Raw genomic sequence first — 24,541 nt, forward strand, 5'->3', positions numbered from 1 at the left:
AAAGTGTCCATTCCGAAAATTGTTCTGTTCTACCAGTTCACGCCGTTGGCCGATCCCGAAGCGATCAGGTTGTGGCAGCACAGCCTCGCTGAGTCGAACAATCTGACCGGCCGAATCCTGATCTCGCAGCACGGAATCAACGCGACGGTGGGCGGCGATATCGAGGACGTCAAGCGATATGTGCGTGGCACCCGCGGGTACGAACCGTTCCGCATGGCCGACATCAAGTGGTCGGACGGACTCGGCAACGATTTCCCGCGCCTGTCCGTCAAGGTGCGCAGCGAAATCGTGACTTTCGGTGCGCCCGACGAACTCGAGGTCGATGCCAAAGGTGTGGTGGGCGGCGGCGTCCACCTGGCGCCGAAGGAACTGCACGAACTGGTCGACAACCGCGGTGACGACGTTGTCTTCTTCGACGGCCGTAATGCCTTCGAGGCCGAAATCGGACGCTTCCGCGACGCCGTTGTTCCGGACGTGACGACAACACGGGACTTTGTCAGCGAACTCGACAGCGGCAAGTACGACCACCTCAAGGACAAGGCAGTGGTCACCTATTGCACTGGGGGAGTGCGCTGCGAAGTGTTGTCGTCGTTGATGCGCTCACGCGGTTTCGGTGAGGTGTACCAACTCGACGGCGGGATCGTGCGTTACGGCGAGACGTTCGGCGACAAGGGCCTGTGGGACGGATCGTTGTACGTCTTCGACAAGCGGATGAACATCGAATTCTCGCCCGAGGCAAAGGTTCTCGGTGTGTGTGTCGACTGTGGAACGCCGACGCCACGCTTCCGCAACAGAATCGACGGCGACGGACGCACCCTCGAATTGCTGTGCGAGAGTTGCTCACCCGATCTCGAACAGGTCTAGAGACGTGCCAAAGGCTCCGCTGCCGATCCGAGACGGGCTCGGGCCGGATCGGTTGCGGATGCCCCGGGAGTCCGACGCAGGTACCGTCCTCGAGTTTCTAGTCGGTGAGTTTCCCGGCGAGCATGAGCTGTGGAACGCCCTTGTCTCTGCTGGTGACGTCGTCGACGAGCACGGGCGGATCATTTCGAGCGAGACTCCGTATCAGCCCACCCGCTTCGTCTACTTCTACCGCGAACCACCACCCGAAATCCCGGTCCCGCACGAGATCGAGATCCTGTACCGCGACGAGCAGATCCTGGTCATCGACAAACCGCACTTCCTCGCGACCATCCCGCGCGGCGCGCACATCGTCGAAAGCGCGGTCGTCCGTCTACGTCGTGACCTTCATCTCCCTGATCTGGCGCCGGTACATCGACTGGACCGCATGACCGCCGGTGTCATCGTGTTCACCGTGACTCCGGACCTGCGACGGCCTTATCAGGAACTCTTCGCGGAGCAGAAGATCGTCAAGGAGTACGAAGCCATCGCGGGATTCGATCCGGAATTGACGTTTCCACGCATCGTCCGTAGCCGGATCAACAAGGTGCACGGGGAGATGACCGCCACCGAAGTCGAGGGCGAACCGAACAGTGAAACCCGAGTCGAGTTGGTCGAGCTACTCACTGATTCTGCTGGTAGCACGCTCGGTCGATACCGGCTGTTCCCGAAAACCGGGCGCACCCACCAACTACGACTGCATCTGAACTCGATGGGCATTCCCATCCTCGGTGACAACTACTACCCGCACTACCGTCCGGCGGTACCTGGCGACTTCTCCACACCGTTGCGACTCCTCGCCCGGGCACTGGAATACCCGGACCCGATCACCGGCCACACTCGCCGGTTCGTCAGCACACGCGCTCTCGATCAGGGCTTGTGACGGGCCAGCCTGTAGGCCTGTGAAAATCCGTTCCGCACTCGTGAAAGAATAGCTACCCGTGAAGACCTTCGAATCCTTGTTCGCCGAGTTGACCGAGCGTGCTGCCACCCGTCCCGAGGGGTCCGGCACCGTCGCCGCCCTCGATGCCGGTGTTCACGCACAGGGCAAAAAGGTCATCGAGGAAGCCGGTGAAGTGTGGATCGCTGCGGAGTACCAGAGCGATGAGCAGCTAGCCGAAGAAATTTCTCAGCTCTTGTACTGGACTCAGGTGTTGATGGTCGGCCGCGGGCTGACCCTCGAAGACGTGTACCGACATCTGTGAAGAGGATCTGACCCGACAATTCCGGTTCCCTTTTCCCACGTCTGACCACACCTTCCGAAAGGACGTTCACTGATGTTGCGCGTCGCAGTTCCCAACAAGGGTTCGCTGTCCGAGTCCGCCGCCGAAATCCTCAGCGAAGCGGGCTACCGTCGTCGCACCGATTCCCGCGACCTGACTGTTCTGGACCCCTCCAACCAGGTCGAGTTCTTCTTCCTGCGCCCCAAGGACATTGCCATCTACGTCGGATCGGGTGAACTCGATCTGGGCATCACCGGTCGTGACCTCGCCGGAGATTCCGGTGCACCGGTTTCGGAGCGTTTGGCGCTCGGTTTCGGCCGCTCGTCCTTCCGTTACGCCGCACCTGCCGGCAAGGACTGGACCGTCGAAGATCTTGCCGGCCTCCGTATTGCGACGTCGTACCCGAACCTGGTTCGCAGTGACCTCGCCGCTCGCGGCATCGACGCTTCCGTTATCCGCCTCGACGGCGCCGTGGAGATCTCGATCCAGCTCGGTGTCGCCGACGCCATCGCCGACGTGGTCGGTTCCGGCCGCACTCTGCGTCAGCACAACCTTGTTGCCTTCGGCGATTCTCTGTGCGACTCGGAAGGTGTCCTGATCGAGCGCACCGGCGCCCCGCAGGACGACGCGGCCCGTAACCAGTTGATCGAGCGTGTTCGCGGAATCGTGTTCGCTCAGCAGAACCTGATGATCGACTACGACTGCCCGCGCGGCATTCTCGACGAAGCAATCAAGATGACGCCGGGCATGGAATCTCCGACTCTGTCTCCGCTGGCCGATCCGGAATGGGTCGCCGTGCGCGCCATGGTTCCCATCAAGGGACACAACCAGGTAATGGATGCTCTCGCTGAACTTGGCGCCCGGGCCATTCTTGCGTCCAACATTCGTTCGGTACGCGCGTTCTGATCAGTTAGTTCTCGTGTATTCGCGCCCGTTCCGGAACATCGGGAACGGGCGCGAATCTGTATCGCCTGGACGCATACCGCCCTCGTCTGTAGCGCCTATGTGTGTCAGGTCATTCAACGCAGCAAACTGAGAGCGTCCATCTTGTCTACGAGAATGGTCTTACAACAAGCATGCAGTGCGTTGTCGCGTCGCGCGGCCGGGCGACGGGTCTTGTCGCCATTGGGCGTATCCGACTCGACCCGCAATCCTAGGCTTGCGATGTGGAGCAGGCGGTAACGCCACTCGAATCCGGAGGTCGCCGAGAGTCTGCATCGCCCACTGTTCGAGACTTGACGTGTTGCCGGGTCGATCGGTGGCTGTCTAACGGCCATCCGGTCTGTAGTCACGGCCACCCAGTGCCGGATGTGACCAACCAGACCAATGATCGGCGTCGAATCGCTATGGGGCTGAACGCAATTCAAGATCTTGATGGAAGGGTTGAGAAGCAAGGATCGAATTGGCCAATGTCATGTTCGAGCGTCCGATAGATGTGGTGGGCGTGTGGACGCAGTCTCTATCGTGGTCATCCCCAATTCTCTTCCGTCGTTCGAATTAGCCGCACCATCATGGCGGCGGTCGTTATCACAAATGGTCGTTGCTTTTCGTTTCAGTTGAGGAGAATCGGGCGTGAGTAATAGCCTTCGGGACGATTCGATATACGTGCAGAAATTGGAATTCGATAGCCACAACGGAATGTGGTGCCAATCACACTGAAGCATTCGAGCATTGAGTCCACGAGTATCGGGCGAATTCGCCGCAATTTGTCCGCGTGGGCTCGAAGTCGTCACGAAGCGGCATCGGTATTGCTCGTTTCTTCGAAAATCGTTTATCGAATCAGCACATCGTGATTGTCCTGCACGCTGCGCCTCGTCTGGTAGTGGTACTGCTGCCACCTGAAATCTCTGTGAGAGAGTGCATCAATTGAAAGTGTCAACAACAATCCTAAGGATCTGGCATGTCGGATGAAATGCACCACTTCTCGATGGGAATCTGGCTGCTCGCACTCGCCTTCGTTGTTTCCGTCGCCGGATCGGTTATCGGCTTGGCGTGCACGCGTCATTCCATGAATGCCACGACCCGCGAATCGCGGATGCGCTGGTTGTTCATGGCTGCACTGTCGATCGGTGGTGTCGCCATCTGGTTGATGCACTTCATCGCGATGCTCGGGTTCTCCGTGCCGGGAAGCCCCATTCGATACAGCCTGATGTGGACAGTGGTCTCGGCACTGATTTCCGTGACCGCGGTTTTCGTCGGATTGGTGATCATCGGCACCGAGTTCCGGTTGAGTCGACTCCTCGCCGGTGGCCTCGTCATGGGCGTCGCGGTCAATGTCATGCACTACACAGGTATGCGCGCCTTGCGCTTTCAGGGCGAGATCCACTACGACGTGTACTTTGTCGCACTCTCGCTCCTGATTGCCGTCGTTGCCGGCACCGTTGCGTTGTGGTTCACGATGATTGTGGAATCCACGGTGCTGCGTTTATTCGCCGGCGTGATCATGGGCGTTGCAGTAGTCAGCATGCACTACACGGGAATGGCCGCTGTAGAAGTTGTTCACGATCCGTCGGCAACTACTCCCGAGGGTCTCGAGGTGTTCTCGTTTCTGTTTCCCGTCTTCGTGCTCGGTCTCTTGGCACTGGCTATTCCGATTGTGGCAGTCTTGACCGCTCCGGATCCTGTGACCGCACATATGGATTCCGCGGCCGATGAATTGGCATCGGAAGCGCGGGAATTTGCAGTGAGAGACTGAACCGAAGGATTCAGGTCAGGGCCTCGCCGAACAGATTTTCGGATGTGACTTTTCTGGCCTCATCCATCTTTAGTCGGGCGGTGCTGACATGAGGTTGATTTCAATCTCAATGTCGGCGTCGCCCGCTGATCCCTATCGTCGTGCCTTGAAAATGGACATAAAACCTACATAGCAGACAAAAAATCTGGACAATAGGGACTATCGGCGCAATGCGATAAAGATCATTCTGTTACCGTTCAATCGCTTTCCTTCGATTGCACGTAGTCGAAGGAGCTCGGGCGATTCCCTGATCGGGGGGTTGACAGACTTTAATAGCAGACGCGAAGAGGCATTGGTCCGCATGAAACACGATGCACACACAACCTCGTGGTGGTCGATCGGCGAATGGCGCCTAGGTTGGAAGGTTGTCGCCGTCTTTGCAGTTCCGATGCTCGTTGCCATCCTGCTCGGCGCACTTCGGATCCAGGGCGAGCTTTCCACTGCTGCAAAACTGACGTCGTCCTCGGAACGCGTGCTTGCTTCCCCCGCGGCTCTCCGGCTCGAAGAGGCGCTCGACGACCTTGCAGTCGCGTCCTCCTCCGGCACCGAACTCGAGACCGCCACGGCAGCAACGACAGCGGCCATGGCAGAGTTCGCCGCGGCCGGTCGAATGTTCCACACTGACGGGGCAATCGGTGACCAGGTCACCCGCGCTCTGGAGAACAGCCAGTCGATCATCGACGAAGTTTCCGCCGGCGCAGTCGCACCCGCTCGACTGGTCACCCGCGTCAACGAAGCATCCATCGACATCTGGACCATATTCGCCGACATCATGCGCGATTCCCCGCAGCCGGTCATGCGTCAGAGTGGAGGCGAGTTCTCTGCCTTGTGGTCAGCTCGTCGAGCATTCGCCGACCAGCGCATTCTGTTCGGTTCCGGGCGCCTCGATCAGCAAGCTCGAACCGCTTTGGTTGGCGTTGCGGGCGCAGAACTCGCGGCCCTGCGCGGTGTAGTGCTCCCGCGCGATGAATCGGAGAGCTCTCTGAATACCGTCGCCGCTGTGAACGCACTTCGCACGTCCGCACAGGGGCGCGTCGACGAAATCGGTGCCACAGCATCGACGTCCCCGCTGAGCAGCCAGATCGACGTCGGGCTGCAGACAAGTCGTGATCATTACGACACGTTGGCCAACGCGGCATCAAGCAAGTTCGCCGCGACAGTGGGCACCGAAGCCAACTCAGCCCGATCCGCCGCCCTTCGAGACACCGCGCTCGTTCTCGGCGCTGTCCTCGCAGCCCTTGTTCTCGCGCTGATCATCAGCCGCTCGCTGGTCGAACCCATCCGACGCCTGAGATTCGCCGCTCTCCACGCAGCGCGACGGGGACTACCCGAGGCGATCGAAAGAATCCGCGCCGGCGAGAAGGTAAGCGACCTCGAAGTACCTCGAGTACCTGTTGACACCCACGAGGAAATCGGGCAACTCGCACGCGCTGTAGACGACATGCACGGGCAGGCCATCACTTTGGCCGGCGAGCAGGCAACACTCCGTCGCCAGGTCAACGACATGTTCGAAACGCTCTCCCGCCGCAACAAGTCCCTCGTCGAACAGCAACTCGGTCTCATCGAGCAACTTGAACAAGACGAAGACGACCCGAATCGCCTCGAGAATCTCTTTCGTCTCGACCACATTGCCGCCCGAATGCGACGCAACAGCGACAATCTCCTGATCCTGTCCGGCACCGAAGGGCGACGCGTACGAACCTCACCGATCGCTCTTGCCGACGCTCTACGCGCTTCGGTTTCCGGAGTCGAAGACTATCTGCGTGTCGAACTCGGACAGATTCTGTCTGCTGTTGTCAGTGGCCAGGCCAGTGCAGATGTCGTGCACCTCATCACCGAACTCCTCGATAATGCTCTGCGCTACTCGCCGCCCGAAACAACGGTGACGATCGACGCCGCACGCACGAACGACGGTTCCGTGCTGGTGGAGATTGCCGATCTCGGTATCGGAATGTCGTCGGCCGAACTACTCGATGCCAATAGGCGCCTGTCTTCGGGAGGCGAGATGAGCCCAGATACCGCCCGCCACATGGGACTTTTTGTCATCAGTCGTATCAGCCGTCGATACAATATTTCAGTGCGTCTACGCCCGTCTGGCAGCACATCCGAACACAGTGGCATTACCGCCATGGTTCACTTGCCGGTGGCACTGCTCGACGCACCACGCGACAATGTGGTTCGAACGCCGATGGCGCCGCGTGTTGCTCCGGTCCGCGCAGCTTCGCCGGTGCCTGTCGATCGCCCCGAAAGTCCGGCGGCTGATGCACCGGCAGTATCAGCGAGCGGGCTGCCGCAGCGCCAACCTCGAAACAGCCAACCTCGAAACATCAGTGCGGTCACCTTGCCGCCACCTGTTTCAGGCGCTCCCGCTGCAGTCGTTTCACAGCCGCACGCCAGTGCGCTTCCCGCGGGGAATACGCTTCCTCGCCGCACTCCAGGGAACAGTGGGGTACCCGGCATTGGTAGCACCCTCGCCACCGAACCGGCAGCTACAACGCCAGCCGACCCGGAAACTACTGCCACTCAACCGGATACCAGCGTGTCCGCCGACCGAAAACCTGCGCCGAGGCACCTGTTCGGCGCCCCCAATCCGACGAACACGGCGGCGTTCTTCTCCTCCCGCCCGCGCGATTCGACACCGCCGCGTGTGGGTGTATTCGGCGCGGATGCTCCCGACGCTACCTCCGAGACTCCACCGATTGCATCCCCGATCTTTGCCCGGATGGTGTCCGAGTGGCTGGTCGATCCCACAGACGACAACTCCAGTGCCGCAAGCGGAATCATCTGGACAACCGAAGCAGACGAGGGTTGGGTTGCTGCCCGCGCGTCAACGGACATGCCCGTCACCAGGATCTCCGATTCGGGTCTCCCGATGAGGGACCGCGGTGCGCGGTTGGTTCCCGGAACGGTTGGAACCACTACTGCCACTTTCCGTTCCGGATCCCACCGTCAGAGCACCGAGCCGGAGAACATCAGACGGGGATGGAGCGACTACCAATCCGGCGTCAGCCGCGGACGGCGGCACGCTAACAGTGAGAACACCACATCCCTGCACTCGACCACGCATGTGCAGGAAGACGAAGGAGAACAGTGAGTACTGTCGGAGCCCCAGAAACTCCTCGCGCACTCGACTGGTTGGTGTCGGGTTTCGCCCGAGACGTGCCGGGAGTGAGCCACGCGATCATCGTCTCGGCCGACGGATTGTTGAGTGCTGCGAGCACCCACCTTCCGCTCGATCGAGCTGATCAATTGGCCGCTGTGACTTCGGGACTCGCCAGCCTCTCCGCCGGTGCATCACGGTTGTTCGACGGCGGTGCCGTTCTGCAATCGGTGGTCGAGATGGAGAACGGGTATCTCCTCCTCATGGGCGTCGGTAGCGGCGCCTACCTCGCTGCACTTGCCGTCGCGGGATGTGACATCGGTCAGATCGGTTACGAAATGGCAACCCTGGTCGATCGCGTCGGAACAACCATGGACATCGCTCCCAGATCAGGTCGGGATATGTGAACTCGATGCCACATCATCACTCCGAGCACGTTGATCCTGAACCGAGTCTCGTTCGACCGTACGCACTCACCGAAGGCAGGACGAAGCCGTCCATCGACCTTCCGCTCGAAGCGATCGTCGCAACGGTAGAGGACGCCATCGCAAAAAGCCTTGCACCCGAGGACATTCGCGCGTCGATTGTCGCTCTCTGCGGGCAGCGAATCTCGATCGCGGAAATCGGGGCATACCTCGGGGTTCCGATCGGGGTGGCTCGGGTCCTGGTCGCAGATCTTGTTGTTGCCGGGGCATTGGAAGTGCAAGCCACTCTGCGAAGCGATGCGACTGCGGTCGAACGCCTCGACCTGATCGAAAGGACCCTCCGTGGACTTCGGGCACTCTGACGCGCCATCTCGCGTCACATCGACAAAAATAGTAGTTGCCGGAGGATTCGGCGTCGGAAAGACCACGCTTGTCGGGACGGTCTCCGAAATCGTCCCCCTGCGCACGGAAGCAATGGTGACCGACGCCAGTGACGGCATCGATCACCTCGGCGCGACACCGAACAAGAGCACTACAACTGTCGCAATGGATTTCGGACGCATCACGCTGGCCGACGACCTGGTTCTCTATCTGTTCGGCACACCGGGACAGCGGCGTTTCTGGTTCATGTGGGACGACCTGATCACCGGCGCCATCGGAGCTGTCATCCTCATCGACACACGCCGCCTCGAAGACAGCTTTGCCGCGGTCGACTTCTTCGAAGCCCGCGGATTGCCGTTCATCGTGGCAGTCAACCGTTTCGACGGAGCCCCGATTCACTCGGCACACGATCTTCGTCAGGCGCTGGCGTTATCCGACCAAATCCCCATGATCGAGATTGATGCCCGCGACCGCGCGTCCGCGGTGCAGGCATTGATCACCGTCACTGAATACTCGCTCGCACGTCTTGCTGCCACTGCGCCCGCTTAACTTTGCGCTATCGCTCCCGAACGGAGTGACCGGCGTCAGAGGTTACTGACCAGTTGGTTACCACATCGCAATGTTTACATGTATGATCGATGTGTAAGTGTCGATGTTGCAGTTGGCGTTTTGCCGGCGTCGTCGGTCCCCTAATTTGTGTGGCCGTCGAAGTCGACCGGCGTAGATAGTCGACGCGCTGCTGTCTCGCCTTCGGCAATCAGGAGCGGGCACGAATCTGCAAGGTCTGGGCGATGCGCCCGACTGCACCCTGCTCGTCGTAGAGCACTCCGGCGCACATTCCGACGCCATCGGGTCCGGTGGTGGTTTCCGCGGAAACCCCGACCCATTCGCCCTCGGGAACCCGGAAGATGTGCACCGTCAGATCGGTGTTCAGGAACGTCCAGTGCGCGGGGTCGAGTTTCGCTCCGACGCCGTTGGAGATGTCGGCAATCGCAAACAGCCTCTCCAGGGCTGTCATCTCTTCACCCTCGACCAATACGGGCTTCGGCCGTGCCCACACCTTTCCTGTTCCCTCGCAACCAATTTCGGCAATCCACGACCAATCGAGCGTCTCGAGATAGCCGATGTTCCACATGCCACCCAGTACACCCGGCGTGCCGGTTTCGCGCGGTTCCAGCGGTGGATCGACCACGTGGAGAACGTCGGTGGTGTCTGCGGTTTCCATGCGCCACGCCGTACCACGTGCCACGGCCCGTGACGATCCGTCGGGCGCGGTTGCCCACAATTCGGCGACGATCAATTCGATTCTGCGACCGGGTCGTTCGATCCACGAGCGAACCTCGATGTCCGCGATCGGGATCGGCCCGAGAATCTCCACGACCACCCGAGTCAGACGAGTTCCCTCGCGGGCGCCACAGCGCTCGAGTGCACGCACCAACAGTGCCGACGGGGGAGCGCCGTGTTGGAGCGTCGGACCCCAGATACTGACCGTTGCCTGCGTAGTCGCGAAGCGTTCGTGGCCTTCCGCGGTATTGCCCAAGAACTGGTAGTACGAAGTGTCTGCCATTACGTATTCTCCTTTGCCGCAACAACTTCTGCGTCCCGCAAGTCCGGCCACCCAGGATATGGCGGCGGTGTGCCGCCGAACGAGGGGCAGAGGGCCTTGTGATCGCACCAGTCGCACAGTTTGCCAGGCTTGGGTCGGAAGTCTCCCGTTGCACCTGCCGCCAGGATTGCCTTCCAGATAGCGGACAATGTCCGCTCGAAACGCACCAGTTCGTCGTGATCGGGGGTGTACGTGAGGATCGATCCCGACGCCAGGTAGATCAGCTTGAGTTGAGCCGGCACGATCTTGCGAGTACGCAGTAGGACCAGTGCGTAGAACTTCATCTGGAACAGCGCTTTGGACTCCGTGAATTCTCGCGGGGCCTTGCCGGTCTTGTAATCGACGACGCGCACTTCGCCGGTGGGGGCGACGTCGATGCGATCGACAAATCCGCGAAGTCGAACGCCGTTCTCGAGTTCGGTCTCGACGTACACCTCGCAGGCTTGTGCGTCGAACCGCGTCGGATCCTCGAGGCTGTAATACGTCTGAACCAGCTTGCCCACTTCGGAGAGAAAACCGTCGAGGTCCTCGTCGGGAATCAACTCGGCCGCGTCGGGGGAGTCGGCGCTCACCCGCTCCCAAGCGGGGCGAACCAACTCCGCAGCTCGATCCGGAACCCGTTGACCGGTGGGTAGCGCAAACAACGCTTCCAGGGCAGCATGGACAACAGTGCCTCTGACCTGTGCTCTTGTCGGTGTTTCCGGGATTCGATCGATGGCTCTGAACCGATAGAGCAGCGGACACTGTTTGTAGTCACCCGCACGAGAAGGCGACAGCGCCGGCCGACTACGCGGGCGATCGTGTGATGTTCCACCCGCTAACGAGGGGGCTGGCAGTTCTACAGAGCTCACACCTGGCAGGCTAGACGCTTGGCCCGACAACTCCGTCGGGGCCGGTGGCGAGGACGCCGGAGCAAAACGAACAGGGATTACTCACGCATGGTGAACGATACGCAACCCGAAGAAATCACGACCGAGTTGGATGAGGTTGCGCAGTCTGCTGTCACCGAACCGGAACTCGACGCTGTAGTAGCTGCAGCAGACGACCAGGCAGTAGCCGAGGTCGTTGCAGAGGCCGAGGAAACAGCACCCGGTAAGCGCCCCTCCGGGCCGTTCCGTGTCGGCGACCGCGTCCAGCTGACCGACGGCAAGGGACGGCACTACACGATCGTGCTCGAGGCCAACCGCGAGTACCACACCCACAAGGGTGGGATCGTGCACAACGACCTCATCGGCGCGGACGAGGGCAGCGTCGTCAAGTCCGTCAACGGGACGCCGTACCTCGCCTTGCGTCCACTGCTCGTCGACTACGTGCTGTCGATGCCACGAGGCGCGCAGGTTATCTACCCCAAGGACGCGGCGCAGATCGTCCACGAGGGCGACGTGTTTCCGGGTGCCCGGGTACTCGAGGCAGGCGCCGGTTCCGGCGCGTTGACGTGTTCACTGCTTCGTGCGGTCGGACCCGAAGGCAAGGTCATCTCGTACGAGGTGCGCGACGATCATGCCGAACACGCGGTTCGCAACGTCGAGACGTTCTTCGGTGAGCGTCCGCCGAACTGGGAACTGACGATCGCGGATCTCGCGGAGTTCGATCCGGAAGCGCACGGCGGCAAGGTCGACCGGGTGGTTCTCGACATGCTCGCGCCGTGGGATGTTCTGCCCGCCGTGTCGAGGGCATTGGTTCCCGGCGGCGTTCTGATCGTGTACGTCGCGACGGTGACGCAGCTGTCCAAGGTGGTCGAGGCGATGCGTGAGCAGGAATGCTGGACCGAGCCGCGCTCGTGGGAATCCATCGTCCGCGGCTGGCACGTCGTCGGATTGGCCGTTCGTCCCGAGCACCGCATGCAGGGGCACACCGCGTTCCTGATCAGTGCGCGTCGTCTGGCCGAGGGCACTGTGACCCCGAAGCCTCAGCGCCGCGCCGGCAAGGGCTCGAACACTGCCGCCAAGTAGCCACTGCCTCCAAACAAAACGAGCGGCGATCCGAAAAAATCGGATCGCCGCTCGTTTTGTTTGCGGAGAAATTATCCAGCGCAGGAAGCGCGGCCCATTTCCAGGAGCACGCATGCGGAGGTGTCGGACAGCTTCCAGGTGCCGTCTTCGAGTTCCCACGTCCACGGAGCGGCAGGCATCGCGCCGTGCGGGCTCACCACTGCAACGTCGGCGGTGGCCGTCTCGCCGTCGACCTTGACGTTCTCGACGGTGAAGGTGATCTTGTACGCCGGGTTGCCACCCAGAGCGGTACCCATGGTCTCGATGTTGGCCTGACGGTTCGTTCCGTCGACCACAAGGGCGGTCTTCTCGGCGATCGGCTTGGCCGGATCGATAAGCGCAACCAGCTGTGCATTCAGCTCGTCTGCCGTCGGAGTTGCTGCGGCCGCGGCTGCGGACGTCGTTGCACTCGAGGCGGCAGAAGCGCTCGACGTAGCGGCAACAGAGGTGGACGTGGCCGACGAATCGGAGCTGTCGTCCGAGCTGCAGGCTCCGAGAGCGAGGACAGCGGCGACGGCACAGGCGCTGACGAGTGTCTTGCGGATGATCACAGCGTGACCTTTCGTTGGGGGAGACAGGCACTGTCTCGGCATTGTAGGCAAGGCTAACATGGCTTACTTTTGGTTCAGGAGCGGTCTCGGTGTGGCAGTCGCGGCTGTGAAATCGAACTCGCGCACCGTGTCTGGCGACACTTGGGCCGCGATGCCGGTAGCGTTGATCTATCGCACTGGGAGGAGACGCATATGAGCTCGACAGAGAACCCGGATTCGGTTGCGGCAGCAGAAGAGCTTCACGCGTTACGAGTGGAATTGCAGGTTCTGCGGCGTCAACTCGCACAGTCGCCGGAGCAGGTGCGGGAGTTGGAGTCGAAACTTGACTCGCTCGCAATCCGAAACGGCAAGTTGATGGACACTCTCAAGGAGGCCCGTCAACAACTGATCGCTTTACGCGAAGAGGTCGACAGACTCGGTCAGCCGCCGAGTGGCTACGGCGTGCTGCTCGCAGTTCACGAAGACAAAACGGTGGACGTTTTCACGTCCGGCCGCAAAATGCGACTGACGTGTTCACCGAATATCGACACCGACACGCTCACTCAGGGTCAGACCGTGCGGCTCAACGAGGCCCTCACCATCGTGGAAGCCGGTGGTTACGAGCAGGTCGGCGAAATCAGCACTCTGCGTGAGGTACTCGACGACGGCTTGCGGGCGCTGGTAGTCGGGCACGCCGACGAAGAGCGAATCGTGTGGCTCGCTGCGCCCCTGGCAGCGGTGTTCGCCGATCCCCAGGCCGACATCATCGCCTATGACGCCGATTCCCCGACCAGGAAGCTGCGCCCGGGCGACTCCCTGCTGGTCGACGCCAAAGCCGGTTATGCGTTCGAGCGTATTCCCAAGGCCGAGGTCGAAGATCTGGTCCTCGAAGAGGTGCCGGACGTGCACTACGACGACATCGGTGGCCTCGGTCGGCAGATCGAACAGATCCGGGACGCCGTCGAACTGCCCTTCCTGCACAAGGACCTGTTCCACGAGTACTCACTGCGTCCACCGAAGGGTGTACTGCTTTACGGTCCGCCCGGTTGCGGTAAGACCCTGATCGCGAAGGCAGTCGCCAATTCGTTGGCGAAGAAGATCGCCGAAGCCCGCGGGCAGGACAGCAAGGACGCAAAGTCCTACTTCCTCAACATCAAGGGCCCCGAGCTTCTGAACAAGTTCGTCGGCGAAACCGAACGCCACATTCGGATGATTTTCCAGCGGGCCCGCGAAAAGGCGTCCGAAGGCACCCCGGTCATCGTGTTCTTCGACGAGATGGACTCCATTTTCCGTACCCGCGGTTCAGGAGTCTCCTCGGATGTGGAAACGACAGTGGTTCCGCAGTTGCTCAGTGAGATCGACGGAGTGGAAGGCCTAGAGAACGTCATCGTGATTGGTGCGTCCAACCGCGAGGACATGATCGACCCTGCCATTCTGCGGCCGGGCCGTCTGGACGTGAAGATCAAGATCGAGCGTCCCGACGCCGAATCCGCGCAGGACATCTTCTCGAAGTACCTGGTCGACGGTCTGCCGATCAATGCCGACGACCTCGCCGAGTTCGGTGGCGATCGCGCAGCATGCCTCAAGGCGATGATCGTTCGCGTTGTGGATCGCATGTACGCGGAGAGCGAGGAGAACCGTTTCCTCGAAGTCACCTACGCAAACGGTGACAAGGAAGTCCTGTTCTTCAAGGACTTCAACTCCGGTGCCATGATCCAGAACATCGTCGACCGGGCGAAGAAGTACGCCATCAAATCGGTACTCGATACCGGTGCACCGGGATTGCGGGTTCAGCATCTCTTCGATTCGATCGTTGACGAGTTCGCCGAGAACGAAGACCTGCCGAACACCACCAATCCTGATGACTGGGCCCGTATTTCGGGTAAGAAGGGTGAGCGGATCGTCTACATTCGCACCCTTGTCACCGGCAAGAACGCCAGTGCCAGCCGCGCTATCGACACCGAGTCCAACACGGGCCAGTACCTGTAGGACGCCGCAGCAGAATCGGGCCGGCACTCGCAAGAGTGCCGGCCCGATCTGTATTCGAGCGCATGCCAACTCGATACTGACTGCACACAACCGCGTCGAAAATGGCCAGATGCGACATTGCAGTGCTGGTTGTGTGCCGGTACGCACGCCCAACCCGAATCTGTCCCGATCATTCGCTGCTGAGTTGGCTCCATCGGTAGTCGGCCAACAACACCCGGGTATCGGGGACGAAGGGCCACGACGGGTCCTTCAGATGCGCGTCGAGCTCAGCCAGGGTCCACCACCCTCCGTCGGAAATTTCGCTCGGTTGATGGATGACGGGACCGTCGTAGCGGAGCTCGAAGGCAAACAAATGACATCGCAATGCGTGACCGCCCCATTCTCCGTCCCAGGAGATTCTGGCGATTTCCGTCAGCGCAAGTGGAGTGTCCTCGGTGCCGAAGATTCCGAGTTCTTCACCGACTTCACGCACAGCCGTGTCGAGTGGTGATTCACCGGGGTCGACGACGCCGCCGGCGATGCAGTCGTGATGGCCACCGAAGACCGCTTTGCTTGTAGTTCGGCGATGAACGTACACGCGCTCGCCGTCCGTGGAGCGCACGAGAACTCCTGAACTGGCGTGCCAGAGTCCGTCTCGATAGACAAGGCTGCGAGGCGCCTGGCCGATCGGTTTACCGAACTGATCGTACACCGCAACAACCTCATCTGATCGTTTTGTGTCGGTGTCAGGTGGATGCTGCATTCCTCCTACTGTGCCACCACTGCAAGTACTGACGCTCGATCGCATAGTCTCGAACGTATGCAGCGGATTATCGGTGTCGAGGTCGAGTACGGAATATCTTCACCCAGTGAGCCTTCGGCGAATCCGATACTCACATCAACCCAGGCGGTACTGGCGTACGCCGCCGCCGCGGGTGTACCCCGAGCGAGGCGTACACGCTGGGACTATGAGGTGGAATCGCCCCTGCGTGACGCCCGTGGGTTCGACCTAGGGCGACTCAGCGGGCCGGCTCCGGTGATCGACGCCGACGAAATCGGTGCGGCAAATATGATTCTCACCAACGGTGCCCGCTTGTACGTCGATCACGCACATCCCGAGTATTCGGCACCTGAAGTGGCCGATCCACTCGACGCGGTGATCTGGGACAAGGCCGGTGAGCGGGTCATGGAAGCAGCTGCTCGCCACGCCTCGAGTGTTCCCGGCGCGCCGCGCCTGCAGTTGTACAAGAACAACGTCGACGGCAAGGGTGCCTCGTACGGCACCCACGAGAACTACCTGTGCTCCCGGGCGACCCCGTTCACGGACATCGTTGCCGGTTTGACGCCCTTCTTCGCGTCACGCCAGGTCATTTGCGGTTCCGGTCGCGTGGGCATCGGCCAGTCCGGGGACGAGGCAGGTTTCCAGCTGTCGCAGCGAGCCGATTACATCGAGGTCGAGGTCGGGCTGGAGACGACTCTCAAACGCGGAATCATCAACACCCGCGACGAACCGCACGCCGACGCGGACAAGTACCGCCGTCTGCACGTCATTATCGGTGACGCGAACCTTGCGGAGATGTCCACGTACCTCAAGGTGGGGACCACGGCGCTGGTTCTCGATCTGATCGAAGCGGGCGTCGACCTGACGGATCTGCAGTTGGCGCGCCCCGTCACCGCGGTTCACCACATCAGCCATGATCCGACCCTGCGCAAGACCGTCGCCTTGTCCGACGGGCGCGAGTTGACTGGGCTTGCGCTGCAACGTATTTACCTCGAACGCGTCGCGAAGTTCCTCGATCGGGAAACTGATCGGGATGCGCGCGCCGACGACATCGTGTCCAAGTGGGCCATGGTTCTCGATCTTCTCGAACGCGATCCGATGGACTGCGCACACATCCTGGACTGGCCGGCAAAGCTGCGCCTGCTCGAAGGTTTCCGCAACCGCGAAGGTCTCGCGTGGTCGGCTCCGCGCCTGCATTTGGTCGATTTGCAGTATTCCGATGTCCGTTTGGACAAGGGTTTGTACAACCGATTGGTTGCTCGCGGATCGATGGAACGACTGGTCACCGAGCAACAGGTGCTCGACGCGGTGTCCAATCCGCCCACCGATACGCGTGCGTATTTCCGTGGTGAATGCCTACGGCGATTCGGTGGCGATATTGCTGCTGCCAGCTGGGATTCGGTGATATTCGACCTCGGTGGTGAATCGCTGATCCGGATACCGACCCTGGAACCACTGCGCGGCAGTAAGGCTCATGTGGGTGCTCTGCTCGACTCCGTCGACAGCGCTGCGGAGTTGGTGGATCAGCTGACACATTGATTTTGGTGCCGAATCGCGGCCGAGTCTCCCGGCGCGTGACGGTGTCGCTCGGTAGGGTAAAGGTCCGAGCGGATCAGTAACCGAGACTGCTGGGCAGAACAGGATGCTCGTGAGAGCTCCCTTCACACAAGGAGGTCGACGGCGATGGCTCAAGAACAGACGCAGCGTGCCGGTGGCGGCGAAGACGACGACACCACTGGCGGCGACGGTAGTGCCGGCCAGGAACGTCGCGAGAAGCTCGCTGCAGAAACCGACGACCTACTCGACGAAATCGACGACGTGCTGGAAGAGAACGCCGAGGACTTCGTCCGCGCTTACGTGCAGAAGGGCGGCCAGTGACGGTGGATCGCGCGCCCCGGATAACCGACGGGGACACACGGTTGAGCTTCGGCTCCAATCTGTCGTCATTCTCGGAATATCTTCGAGTGCACGCACCGGAGCATCTTCCGCAGAACCGATTCGCTGACAGGGGAGGTGTAACCATGGGCGGGGGTGATGTTGCTCCGCACGGGACCACCATCGTCGCGATCAGTTACGCCGGTGGCGTGTTGCTTGCCGGCGATCGCCGGGCGACCATGGGCAATCTTATCGCCAGCCGTGACGTGCAGAAGGTGTACATCACGGACGACTACTCGGCTGCGGGGATTGCCGGGACCGCCGGCATCGCGATCGAACTGGTGCGCCTGTTCGCGGTTGAACTCGAGCATTACGAGAAGATCGAAGGCGTTTCACTCACGTTCGACGGCAAGGCAAATCGTCTGTCGTCGATGGTGCGTGGCAATCTCGGCGCCGCAATGCAGGGACTCGCAGTTGTACCGCTGCTGGTCGGCTACGACGTGGACGCCGTCGACCCTACGACGGCGGGTCGCATCGTCTCGTACGACGTGGTGGGTGGGCGGTACGAGGAACGTGCCGGCTATCACGCTGTCGGATCGGGATCATTGTTCGCGAAGTCGGCGCTCAAGAAGTTGTATTCACCGGGCATCGACGAGGCCACTGCGCTTCGTTTGGCGGTAGAGGCTCTGTACGACGCCGCCGACGACGATTCGGCGACTGGTGGACCGGATGTTACGCGCGGAATTTATCCGACCGCAGTCACGATCACCGCAGCAGGAGCCTTGGAACTGTCCACGGAGCGGGCGGCCGAAATCGCCAGGGACATTGTTGCGGCGCGTACGGCGCTCGGTAATCCGGAAGGGGGTTCTGCGCTATGACGATGCCGTATTACGCATCAGCCGAACAGATCATGCGCGATCGTTCGGAATTGGCGCGCAAAGGAATTGCCCGTGGACGAAGCGTCGTCGTACTGACGTATCGCGACGGTGTGGTGTTTGTCGCGGAGAATCCGTCGACGGCGTTGCACAAGGTCAGTGAGTTGTACGACCGTCTCGGTTTTGCGGCCGTCGGCAAGTACAACGAATTCGAAAATCTCCGTCGTGCGGGCATTGTGCACGCGGATATGCGTGGGTACTCGTACGACCGTCGTGACGTCACAGGCCGTTCGCTCGCCAATGCGTACGCCCAGACTCTGGGCACAATTTTCACCGAGCAACCCAAACCGTACGAGGTCGAGATCTGCGTTGCGGAAATCGGCCGCTTCGGTAGCAACACGCCGGCTCAGCTGTATCGGATCACATACGACGGTTCGATTGCCGACGAGCAGGAATTTGTGGTCATGGGCGGCACCACAGAGCCCATCGTGACTGCGATGCGCGAGTCGTACCAGCGAGACCTCGATCTTGAGTCCGCTATACGTATCGCGGTCGGGGCCTTGCAGAAGGGCGGGCCGGCGCCCGTCGGAACAACCGAGGCCGAGCCCCGGGTGCTGACCGTCGAGGCACTGGAAGTTGCAGTTCTCGACAACAACCGTCCGCGCCGTGCGTTCAAGCGAATCTCGGGAGCAGCACTCGAAGCCATGCTGCCATCGGCAGCAGCGCCACAGAGTAAGGCTGAGAAGACTGAGGATGCGCCGCCGTCAAACGGCGACGCACCCCAATAGCAACTGTTTTTCAGTCCTTCGAAATTCTGTAGACGGCAACCGCGGCCGGTTCGGTGCTGAAATCGAACCGGCGCGCGTCTGCCACGACTTCACCGTCGGTGGCAATCGCTACAGACTCAGCATTCACCTGAACCGAGAGCGTCGGCGCCAGGGAGTGGATGTAGACCGGTGAGCTGCCCAATGTTCCTGTGGCAGCGGCAAACAGCAACCGGGCGCGGGAGAATTTCCGGTCGGCTCGCAAGTACCGGACATCGAGCAGCCCACGGTTGAGTTCGGGCCGCGACATCGGGACCTGGTCGCCGGGGGAGTACCGGCCGTTTCCGACGAAGAGCATCCAGATACTGGCCTTGGCGCCGTCGATGGTGACACTCATCGGCTCTGCGGCGGCTAGCACGCGGATCATCGCCGCGGCGGCCGCCGGCCACTTGCCGAATCGCGGTTCCCACTTTTCACGTAGCCGTACCGCATCCGGATAGCCGCCCAGACTGGCTGTGTTGAGAAAACGAGCGGTAACCCCGGTATCGGTTGTCACCACGGCATGATCGACAAACGCTGCTTGTCCGGACTCGACCGCCGTCACCGTTTCCGCGACGTCCGCGACACCGACGTCGCGGGCAAAGTGGTTGAGGGTTCCACCTGGGAAAACTGCGAGCGGAAGATTGTGTCGTGTTGCCGCGTCTGCGACCGTGACGACGGTGCCGTCGCCGCCGCACACACCTACCGCTCGTGGTTTCGACTCACGAAGCTTTGCTTCGATCTGCTTGTCGAAATCTATGTCCGGGTTGAATTCGATAATGACTGCTGCGGGCAGGGCTTCCCGGATCGTATCCACGATGCCGTCGTCTTCGCTGCCGGATCCGGGATTGGTGAAGACAACCAGTCCGTCGCCTCCAGGCAGCGCAGGTACCACACACTCTGGACCAAGATCCGCGGGTTCTTCGTCGCGTACTGCCCACCACCTGCGCGTTCCCGCTGCCACGGCACCTCCGACGGCTATTCCGGCGAACACGTCCGAAGGCCAGTGGACCCCGTTGTGCACGCGTGAATAGGCGACGGCCGCGGCCAGTGGAGCGAGTACTACGCCGGTTGCGGGTGATTCCATTGCCACTGCCGTGGTGAATGCGGCTGCGGAGGCGCTGTGACCGGACGGGAACGACGAGGACGTCGGGAACTCGACTCCGCGCTTCGGGTTGATCCACGCGCGAACAGGTGGGCGCCGACGGGGAAAAAGCGGTTTCAACACACCGTTAGCCAGTGCGCTCGATCCGGCCAATGCGAGCATTCCGCGGGCAGCCGCGCGGCGCGGTTGTCCGCCGATCAGCGCGAGGACACCGGCGATAGCCATCCACAGGAACCCGTGGTTGGCTGCCCGCGAGAGCCGCCGCATCACGGAATCGAGCGTGGAAGGCTTCAGTGCGCCAGTGCTTTCCATCCATTTGACGTCGGTTCGGACAAGTTTTCGGTGCAGGTAGCTCACCCCGCCACACTATGCCGACTCCAGATGTTGTCGAGTCGTGACGCCACGGGAGTTCGTCAACACGGGTGAAGCGGGCATTCTGGTTGTACTGTCGAAGTGTGCAGAGACGAATCATGGGTATCGAGACGGAATTCGGCGTTACCTGCACCTTTCACGGGCACAGGCGACTGAGCCCCGACGAGGTTGCTCGTTACCTCTTCCGTCGTGTCGTGTCGTGGGGTCGTAGTTCCAACGTCTTCCTCCGCAACGGAGCGCGCCTGTACTTGGATGTTGGTTCTCATCCGGAGTACGCAACCGCCGAGTGCGACAGCCTCATCCAACTGGTCAACCACGACCGGGCCGGTGAGCGAGTTCTCGAGGAACTGCTCATCGATGCGGAAGAGCGGTTGGCAGAAGAGGGAATCGGTGGCGACATCTACCTCTTCAAGAACAACACCGACTCCGCCGGAAACTCGTACGGTTGCCACGAGAACTTCCTGGTCGCGCGAGCTGGCGAGTTCTCCCGCATCTCCGACGTGCTGTTGCCGTTCCTCGTGACGCGTCAATTGATCTGCGGAGCCGGGAAGGTTCTGCAGACGCCGAAGGCAGCCACGTTCTGCCTTTCCCAGCGTGCCGAGCACATCTGGGAAGGCGTTTCGTCGGCCACCACACGTTCGCGTCCGATCATCAACACCCGCGACGAACCTCATGCCGACGCCGAGAAGTACCGTCGCCTGCACGTCATCGTGGGCGACTCCAACATGGCCGAGACCAGCACGATGCTGAAGGTCGGCTCGGCCGCCTTGGTGCTCGAGATGATCGAGGCTGGAGTTTCCTTCCGCGACTTCGCCCTCGACAATCCGATTCGTGCCATCCGAGAGGTCAGCCACGACGTCACCGGAAAGCGTCCGGTCCGGTTGGCCGGCGGCCGCCAGGCCAGTGCTCTCGACATCCAGCGTGAGTATCACTCGAAGGCTGTGGAGCACCTGCGCAATCGCGAACCGGATCCGCAGGTAGAACAAGTTGTCGATTTGTGGGGCCGCATGCTCGACGCCGTCGAAGCCCAGGATTTTGCGAAGGTCGACACCGAGATCGACTGGGTGATCAAGCGTAAGTTGTTCCAGCGCTACCAGGATCGTCACGGATTTGATCTGTCGGACCCGAAGATCGCGCAGCTCGATCTTGCGTATCACGACATCAAGCGTGGGCGCGGAGTGTTCGACGTGTTGCAGAAGAAGGGCTTGGTCAAGCGCGTCACGGAGGACGAAACGATCGACGACGCCGTCGACAACCCACCGCAGACGACACGCGCGAAACTTCGCGGCGATTTCATCACTGCAGCGCAGGCCGCGGGGCGTGACTTCACCGTCGACTGGGTGCATCTCAAGCTCAACGATCAAGCTCAGCGAACAGTCCTGTGCAAGGACCCGTTCCGTTCGGTCGACGAGAGAGTTGAGCGACTCATCGCGTCGATGTAGTGCGCTGACGTGTCGGCAACCGCAGAGCCACTAGGATTTCGGCGTGGCGACATCGAAAATCGAGCGGTTGATGAACTTGGTGATTGCATTGCTCTCCACCAGGCAGTTCCTCACTGCGGAGAAAATCCGTGATTCAGTAGCCGGTTACAGCGATTCCGCCAACTACGAGGCGTTCTCTCGGATGTTCGAGCGGGACAAGAACGAGCTTCGTGACCTCGGAGTTCCGTTGGAGACGGGACCGGCTGGGCGGTTTTCGACGGTCGAGGGATATCGGATCAATCGCAATGCGTATGAGCTTCCTGATGTCGATTTGACCAGCGAAGAGTCGGCGGCCGTTGCCGTTGCCGTGCAGCTGTGGGAATCGCCGGAGCTGATTTCCGCAGCACAGAGTGCCTTGCTCAAACTGCGTGCTGCCGGTGTGCAGGTCGACGGGGATGTTTCCGCCGCGCCGATTACCGCGATTCCGGCTCGCTCACGTGGTTCCGAACCGGCTCTCGGGAAGCTGCTCGCCGCAGTCGACGCGGGCCGGGCCGTTCATTTCCAGCATCGTGCTGCGCTCAACGAACCGTTCATCGAGCGGACAGTGGAGCCGTGGGGCGTGGTCACGCATAACGGCAAGTGGTATCTGGTCGGTCATGATGTCGATCGGGACGCTGTCCGCACGTTCCGCCTGTCCCGCATCGGTGACGATGTTCGCGAATTCGGCCCAGCCGGCGCGGTGCACAAACCGGAGGGTCTTGATCTTCGCGAGGTTGTGGACCGAGTAACCGGATCCGGTGTCGTGACCGGTACCGCGACTGTCTGGGTGGCGGCGAACCGCGCACACGAGCTGCGCAGGTTGGCGTCGTCGATGACGGATCGGACGCTGACCGAACGCGAGGGAAGCGTTCTGTCGATCCCGGTTCGATCGTGGGAGTGGACTGCCAGATTGATCGCCGGACACGGGGCAGATGCGTTGGTGCTTGATCCGCCGGACCTGCGGGCTGACGTGATCACCAAACTTCAAGGTGCTGCGGCACGCTCGGAGATTGCCGAGCAGAAGGAAACTCACTGATGAACAATCGCCTGTCGTCGAGGCTTGCTCGATTGCTGAATCTTGTTCCGTTTTTCATCGCGAACCCTGGAATGAGCGCCGCGGAGGCTGCCGCCGAACTCGGTGTCAGCACAACGCAGTTGATGAACGATCTCAATCAGTTGTGGGTGTGCGGGCTGCCCGGGTACGGCCCGGGCGATCTGATCGACCTGTCATTTTCCGAGGAGAGCATCGACGTCACGTTCTCCGCTGGTATCGACCGCCCCCTTCGGTTGACGTCGACCGAAGCGACCGCGTTGCTCATCGCGTTGCGCTCGCTGGTGGAGATGCCGGGCATGGTCGATCCGTCCGCGGCGCAACGAGCAATTGCCAAGATCGAAGCGGCAGCAGGTTCTGCGGCAGCGCGCGCCACGGGTAACGGGCATGAGGCCGAACCGGAAGACGACGTCGCCGAAGATCCGGTAACGGCGACGGTCCGGTCGGCGCTGGCTGATCGGCGCGCACTGAAGCTGACCTACTACTCGGCTTCGCGGGACGCGGTGTCCGAGCGGGTGGTCGATCCAGTGCGAATCGTGTTGGTCGACAATTTCAGCTATCTCCAGGGCTGGTGCCGCCAGGCCGAGGGTGTGCGGTTGTTCCGATTCGATCGGATCGATGCGGCAATCGAACTCGACGAGCCGTCCACTCCGCCACCGCACGCGCTCGACGAGGATTCCAGTCTGGAATTGTTCAGTGGCGACGGATCACTGCCCGAAGCCCGATTGTTCGTAGCTCAGAACTGTGTCTGGATGCTCGATTACTACCCGATGGACGTCCAGAAGGTGAACGACGACGGTTCCGTCGAGGCAACAATGAGTTTCGGGACACTCGAGTGGATGGCACGGTTGGTTCTCGGGTTCGGTGAGGGTGTTCGGGTGCTTGCACCGCCGGAACTGGTTGCCGAAGTGCATAATCGGGCGGTGACGGCGTTGGACGCCTACGACACGATCGGATCGTGAGCGGGCTTCACAGCAACCGCGCATGAAACAAACAGGTAAACGGTAGCTGAAGTAAGGACTTGGAAGCCTCCTTACGCCGGTTGTGTCCGGTAGCATCGAGGAATCTGATCATGGGAGGTCATTATGGGTGCAATGCAGCCGATGCATTGGCTGATTGTTGCTGTTGTCGTTGTCATTCTGTTCGGGTCGAAGAAACTGCCCGACGCAGCTCGAGGACTCGGCCGTTCACTGCGCATCTTCAAGAGTGAAGTCAAGGAAATGCAGAATGACGACGCGGCTCCTGCTGCGCCCGTCGTTGCTCAGGCCCCGGCTCAGCTGCCGACCGCACAGGTGACCGCTACCGGCGCTGCTGCTCCGATCGCGCAGCCGACCGAAGTTAAGCCGCTCTAGCTACATGCC

Annotated in this window: 24 protein-coding genes; 19 read left to right on the forward strand and 5 right to left on the reverse strand. The window is 61.1% G+C overall.

Going from position 1 to position 24,541, the window contains the following annotated elements:
• Nucleotides 1-3: 3 nt before the first annotated feature.
• The 9 genes from R4P64_RS16125 (at nt 4) to R4P64_RS16165 (ending at nt 9,312) form a co-directional block, all read left to right on the forward strand.
• Nucleotides 4-864: a rhodanese-related sulfurtransferase gene (locus R4P64_RS16125; protein ID WP_045067834.1), complete on the forward strand. Its 861-nt coding sequence runs from the start codon at nt 4-6 to the stop codon at nt 862-864.
• 4 nt (nt 865-868) lie between these two features.
• On the forward strand, nt 869-1,783 hold the full coding sequence (locus R4P64_RS16130; protein WP_317821709.1) for a pseudouridine synthase: 915 nt from the start codon (nt 869-871) through the stop codon (nt 1,781-1,783).
• A 58-nt stretch (nt 1,784-1,841) separates the two neighbouring features.
• Nucleotides 1,842-2,105, forward strand: coding sequence for a phosphoribosyl-ATP diphosphatase (locus tag R4P64_RS16135; RefSeq protein WP_003944933.1), 264 nt, complete (start codon nt 1,842-1,844; stop codon nt 2,103-2,105).
• Nucleotides 2,106-2,177: 72 nt separating this feature from the next.
• Entirely contained in the window at nt 2,178-3,029 is an 852-nt protein-coding gene (gene hisG / locus R4P64_RS16140) for an ATP phosphoribosyltransferase (RefSeq protein ID WP_033231943.1), read from the forward strand.
• Nucleotides 3,030-4,023: 994 nt separating this feature from the next.
• Entirely contained in the window at nt 4,024-4,818 is a 795-nt protein-coding gene (locus R4P64_RS16145; RefSeq protein WP_033231944.1) for an MHYT domain-containing protein, read from the forward strand.
• Nucleotides 4,819-5,158: 340 nt separating this feature from the next.
• Nucleotides 5,159-7,951 carry an ATP-binding protein gene (locus R4P64_RS16150; protein ID WP_317821713.1) on the forward strand — a complete coding sequence of 931 codons (2,793 nt, stop codon included), beginning with the start codon at nt 5,159-5,161 and terminating at the stop codon, nt 7,949-7,951.
• The gene (locus tag R4P64_RS16155; RefSeq protein WP_033231946.1) at nt 7,948-8,364 is read left to right on the forward strand and encodes a roadblock/LC7 domain-containing protein; all 417 of its coding nucleotides are present in this window, start codon (nt 7,948-7,950) and stop codon (nt 8,362-8,364) included. The genes R4P64_RS16150 and R4P64_RS16155 overlap by 4 nt, the downstream gene beginning before the upstream one ends.
• Before the next feature lie 5 nt (nt 8,365-8,369).
• Entirely contained in the window at nt 8,370-8,744 is a 375-nt protein-coding gene (locus R4P64_RS16160) for a DUF742 domain-containing protein (RefSeq protein ID WP_033231947.1), read from the forward strand.
• Nucleotides 8,725-9,312: an ATP/GTP-binding protein gene (locus tag R4P64_RS16165; RefSeq protein ID WP_317821716.1), complete on the forward strand. Its 588-nt coding sequence runs from the start codon at nt 8,725-8,727 to the stop codon at nt 9,310-9,312. Before R4P64_RS16160 ends, R4P64_RS16165 begins: the two co-directional genes overlap by 20 nt.
• Before the next feature lie 208 nt (nt 9,313-9,520).
• On the opposite strand, the gene R4P64_RS16170 is transcribed toward R4P64_RS16165, so the two are convergent.
• Both R4P64_RS16170 and R4P64_RS16175 read right to left on the reverse strand, forming a co-directional pair.
• Nucleotides 9,521-10,330 (reverse strand): thioesterase family protein, encoded by an 810-nt coding sequence (locus tag R4P64_RS16170; RefSeq protein WP_317821718.1) that lies wholly within the window; start codon nt 10,328-10,330, stop codon nt 9,521-9,523.
• The gene (locus tag R4P64_RS16175; RefSeq protein ID WP_106939799.1) at nt 10,330-11,220 is read right to left on the reverse strand and encodes a RecB family exonuclease; all 891 of its coding nucleotides are present in this window, start codon (nt 11,218-11,220) and stop codon (nt 10,330-10,332) included. Before R4P64_RS16175 ends, R4P64_RS16170 begins: the two co-directional genes overlap by 1 nt.
• A gap of 87 nt (nt 11,221-11,307) precedes the next feature.
• Between R4P64_RS16175 and R4P64_RS16180 the strand changes: the two genes are divergently transcribed.
• Nucleotides 11,308-12,321 carry a tRNA (adenine-N1)-methyltransferase gene (locus tag R4P64_RS16180; RefSeq protein ID WP_317821720.1) on the forward strand — a complete coding sequence of 338 codons (1,014 nt, stop codon included), beginning with the start codon at nt 11,308-11,310 and terminating at the stop codon, nt 12,319-12,321.
• Nucleotides 12,322-12,392: 71 nt separating this feature from the next.
• On the opposite strand, the gene R4P64_RS16185 is transcribed toward R4P64_RS16180, so the two are convergent.
• Nucleotides 12,393-12,911: a hypothetical protein gene (locus R4P64_RS16185; protein ID WP_172935570.1), complete on the reverse strand. Its 519-nt coding sequence runs from the start codon at nt 12,909-12,911 to the stop codon at nt 12,393-12,395.
• 192 nt (nt 12,912-13,103) lie between these two features.
• On the opposite strand from R4P64_RS16185, the gene arc reads away from it, so the two are divergent.
• Nucleotides 13,104-14,879, forward strand: a complete 1,776-nt coding sequence (arc, locus tag R4P64_RS16190; protein WP_033231951.1) for a proteasome ATPase — start codon at nt 13,104-13,106, stop codon at nt 14,877-14,879.
• A gap of 169 nt (nt 14,880-15,048) precedes the next feature.
• Here arc and R4P64_RS16195 read toward each other — a convergent pair whose 3' ends face one another.
• The gene (locus tag R4P64_RS16195) at nt 15,049-15,621 is read right to left on the reverse strand and encodes an NUDIX hydrolase (protein ID WP_033231952.1); all 573 of its coding nucleotides are present in this window, start codon (nt 15,619-15,621) and stop codon (nt 15,049-15,051) included.
• A 57-nt stretch (nt 15,622-15,678) separates the two neighbouring features.
• Here R4P64_RS16195 and dop point away from each other — a divergent pair, with 57 nt between their 5' ends.
• From dop to prcA, 4 genes are all read left to right on the forward strand, one after another.
• Nucleotides 15,679-17,178, forward strand: a complete 1,500-nt coding sequence (dop, locus tag R4P64_RS16200; protein WP_033231953.1) for a depupylase/deamidase Dop — start codon at nt 15,679-15,681, stop codon at nt 17,176-17,178.
• 144 nt (nt 17,179-17,322) lie between these two features.
• On the forward strand, nt 17,323-17,517 hold the full coding sequence (locus tag R4P64_RS16205; RefSeq protein ID WP_033231954.1) for a ubiquitin-like protein Pup: 195 nt from the start codon (nt 17,323-17,325) through the stop codon (nt 17,515-17,517).
• Complete coding sequence (gene prcB, locus R4P64_RS16210; RefSeq protein WP_317821725.1) at nt 17,514-18,392, forward strand: proteasome subunit beta; 879 nt, start codon at nt 17,514-17,516, stop codon at nt 18,390-18,392. The genes R4P64_RS16205 and prcB overlap by 4 nt, the downstream gene beginning before the upstream one ends.
• Nucleotides 18,389-19,177: a proteasome subunit alpha gene (gene prcA / locus R4P64_RS16215; RefSeq protein WP_116103385.1), complete on the forward strand. Its 789-nt coding sequence runs from the start codon at nt 18,389-18,391 to the stop codon at nt 19,175-19,177. Before prcB ends, prcA begins: the two co-directional genes overlap by 4 nt.
• 10 nt (nt 19,178-19,187) lie before the next feature.
• Here the strand turns inward: prcA and R4P64_RS16220 are convergent, their stop codons facing one another.
• Nucleotides 19,188-20,609 carry a phosphatase PAP2 family protein gene (locus tag R4P64_RS16220; protein WP_317822074.1) on the reverse strand — a complete coding sequence of 474 codons (1,422 nt, stop codon included), beginning with the start codon at nt 20,607-20,609 and terminating at the stop codon, nt 19,188-19,190.
• 143 nt (nt 20,610-20,752) lie between these two features.
• On the opposite strand from R4P64_RS16220, the gene pafA reads away from it, so the two are divergent.
• The 4 genes from pafA to tatA all read left to right on the forward strand — a co-directional run bounded on the left by pafA (nt 20,753) and on the right by tatA (nt 24,532).
• Nucleotides 20,753-22,111: a Pup--protein ligase gene (pafA, locus tag R4P64_RS16225; RefSeq protein ID WP_181317503.1), complete on the forward strand. Its 1,359-nt coding sequence runs from the start codon at nt 20,753-20,755 to the stop codon at nt 22,109-22,111.
• Between the two features lie 43 nt (nt 22,112-22,154).
• Entirely contained in the window at nt 22,155-23,165 is a 1,011-nt protein-coding gene (locus R4P64_RS16230; RefSeq protein ID WP_033231959.1) for a helix-turn-helix transcriptional regulator, read from the forward strand.
• On the forward strand, nt 23,165-24,142 hold the full coding sequence (locus R4P64_RS16235) for a helix-turn-helix transcriptional regulator (protein WP_033231960.1): 978 nt from the start codon (nt 23,165-23,167) through the stop codon (nt 24,140-24,142). Before R4P64_RS16230 ends, R4P64_RS16235 begins: the two co-directional genes overlap by 1 nt.
• A gap of 123 nt (nt 24,143-24,265) precedes the next feature.
• Nucleotides 24,266-24,532 (forward strand): Sec-independent protein translocase subunit TatA, encoded by a 267-nt coding sequence (gene tatA, locus R4P64_RS16240; RefSeq protein WP_033231961.1) that lies wholly within the window; start codon nt 24,266-24,268, stop codon nt 24,530-24,532.
• Nucleotides 24,533-24,541 lie beyond the last annotated feature (9 nt).

The organism is Rhodococcus sp. IEGM 1366, assembly GCF_033142425.1.
Lineage (GTDB): Bacteria > Actinomycetota > Actinomycetes > Mycobacteriales > Mycobacteriaceae > Rhodococcus_F > Rhodococcus_F globerula.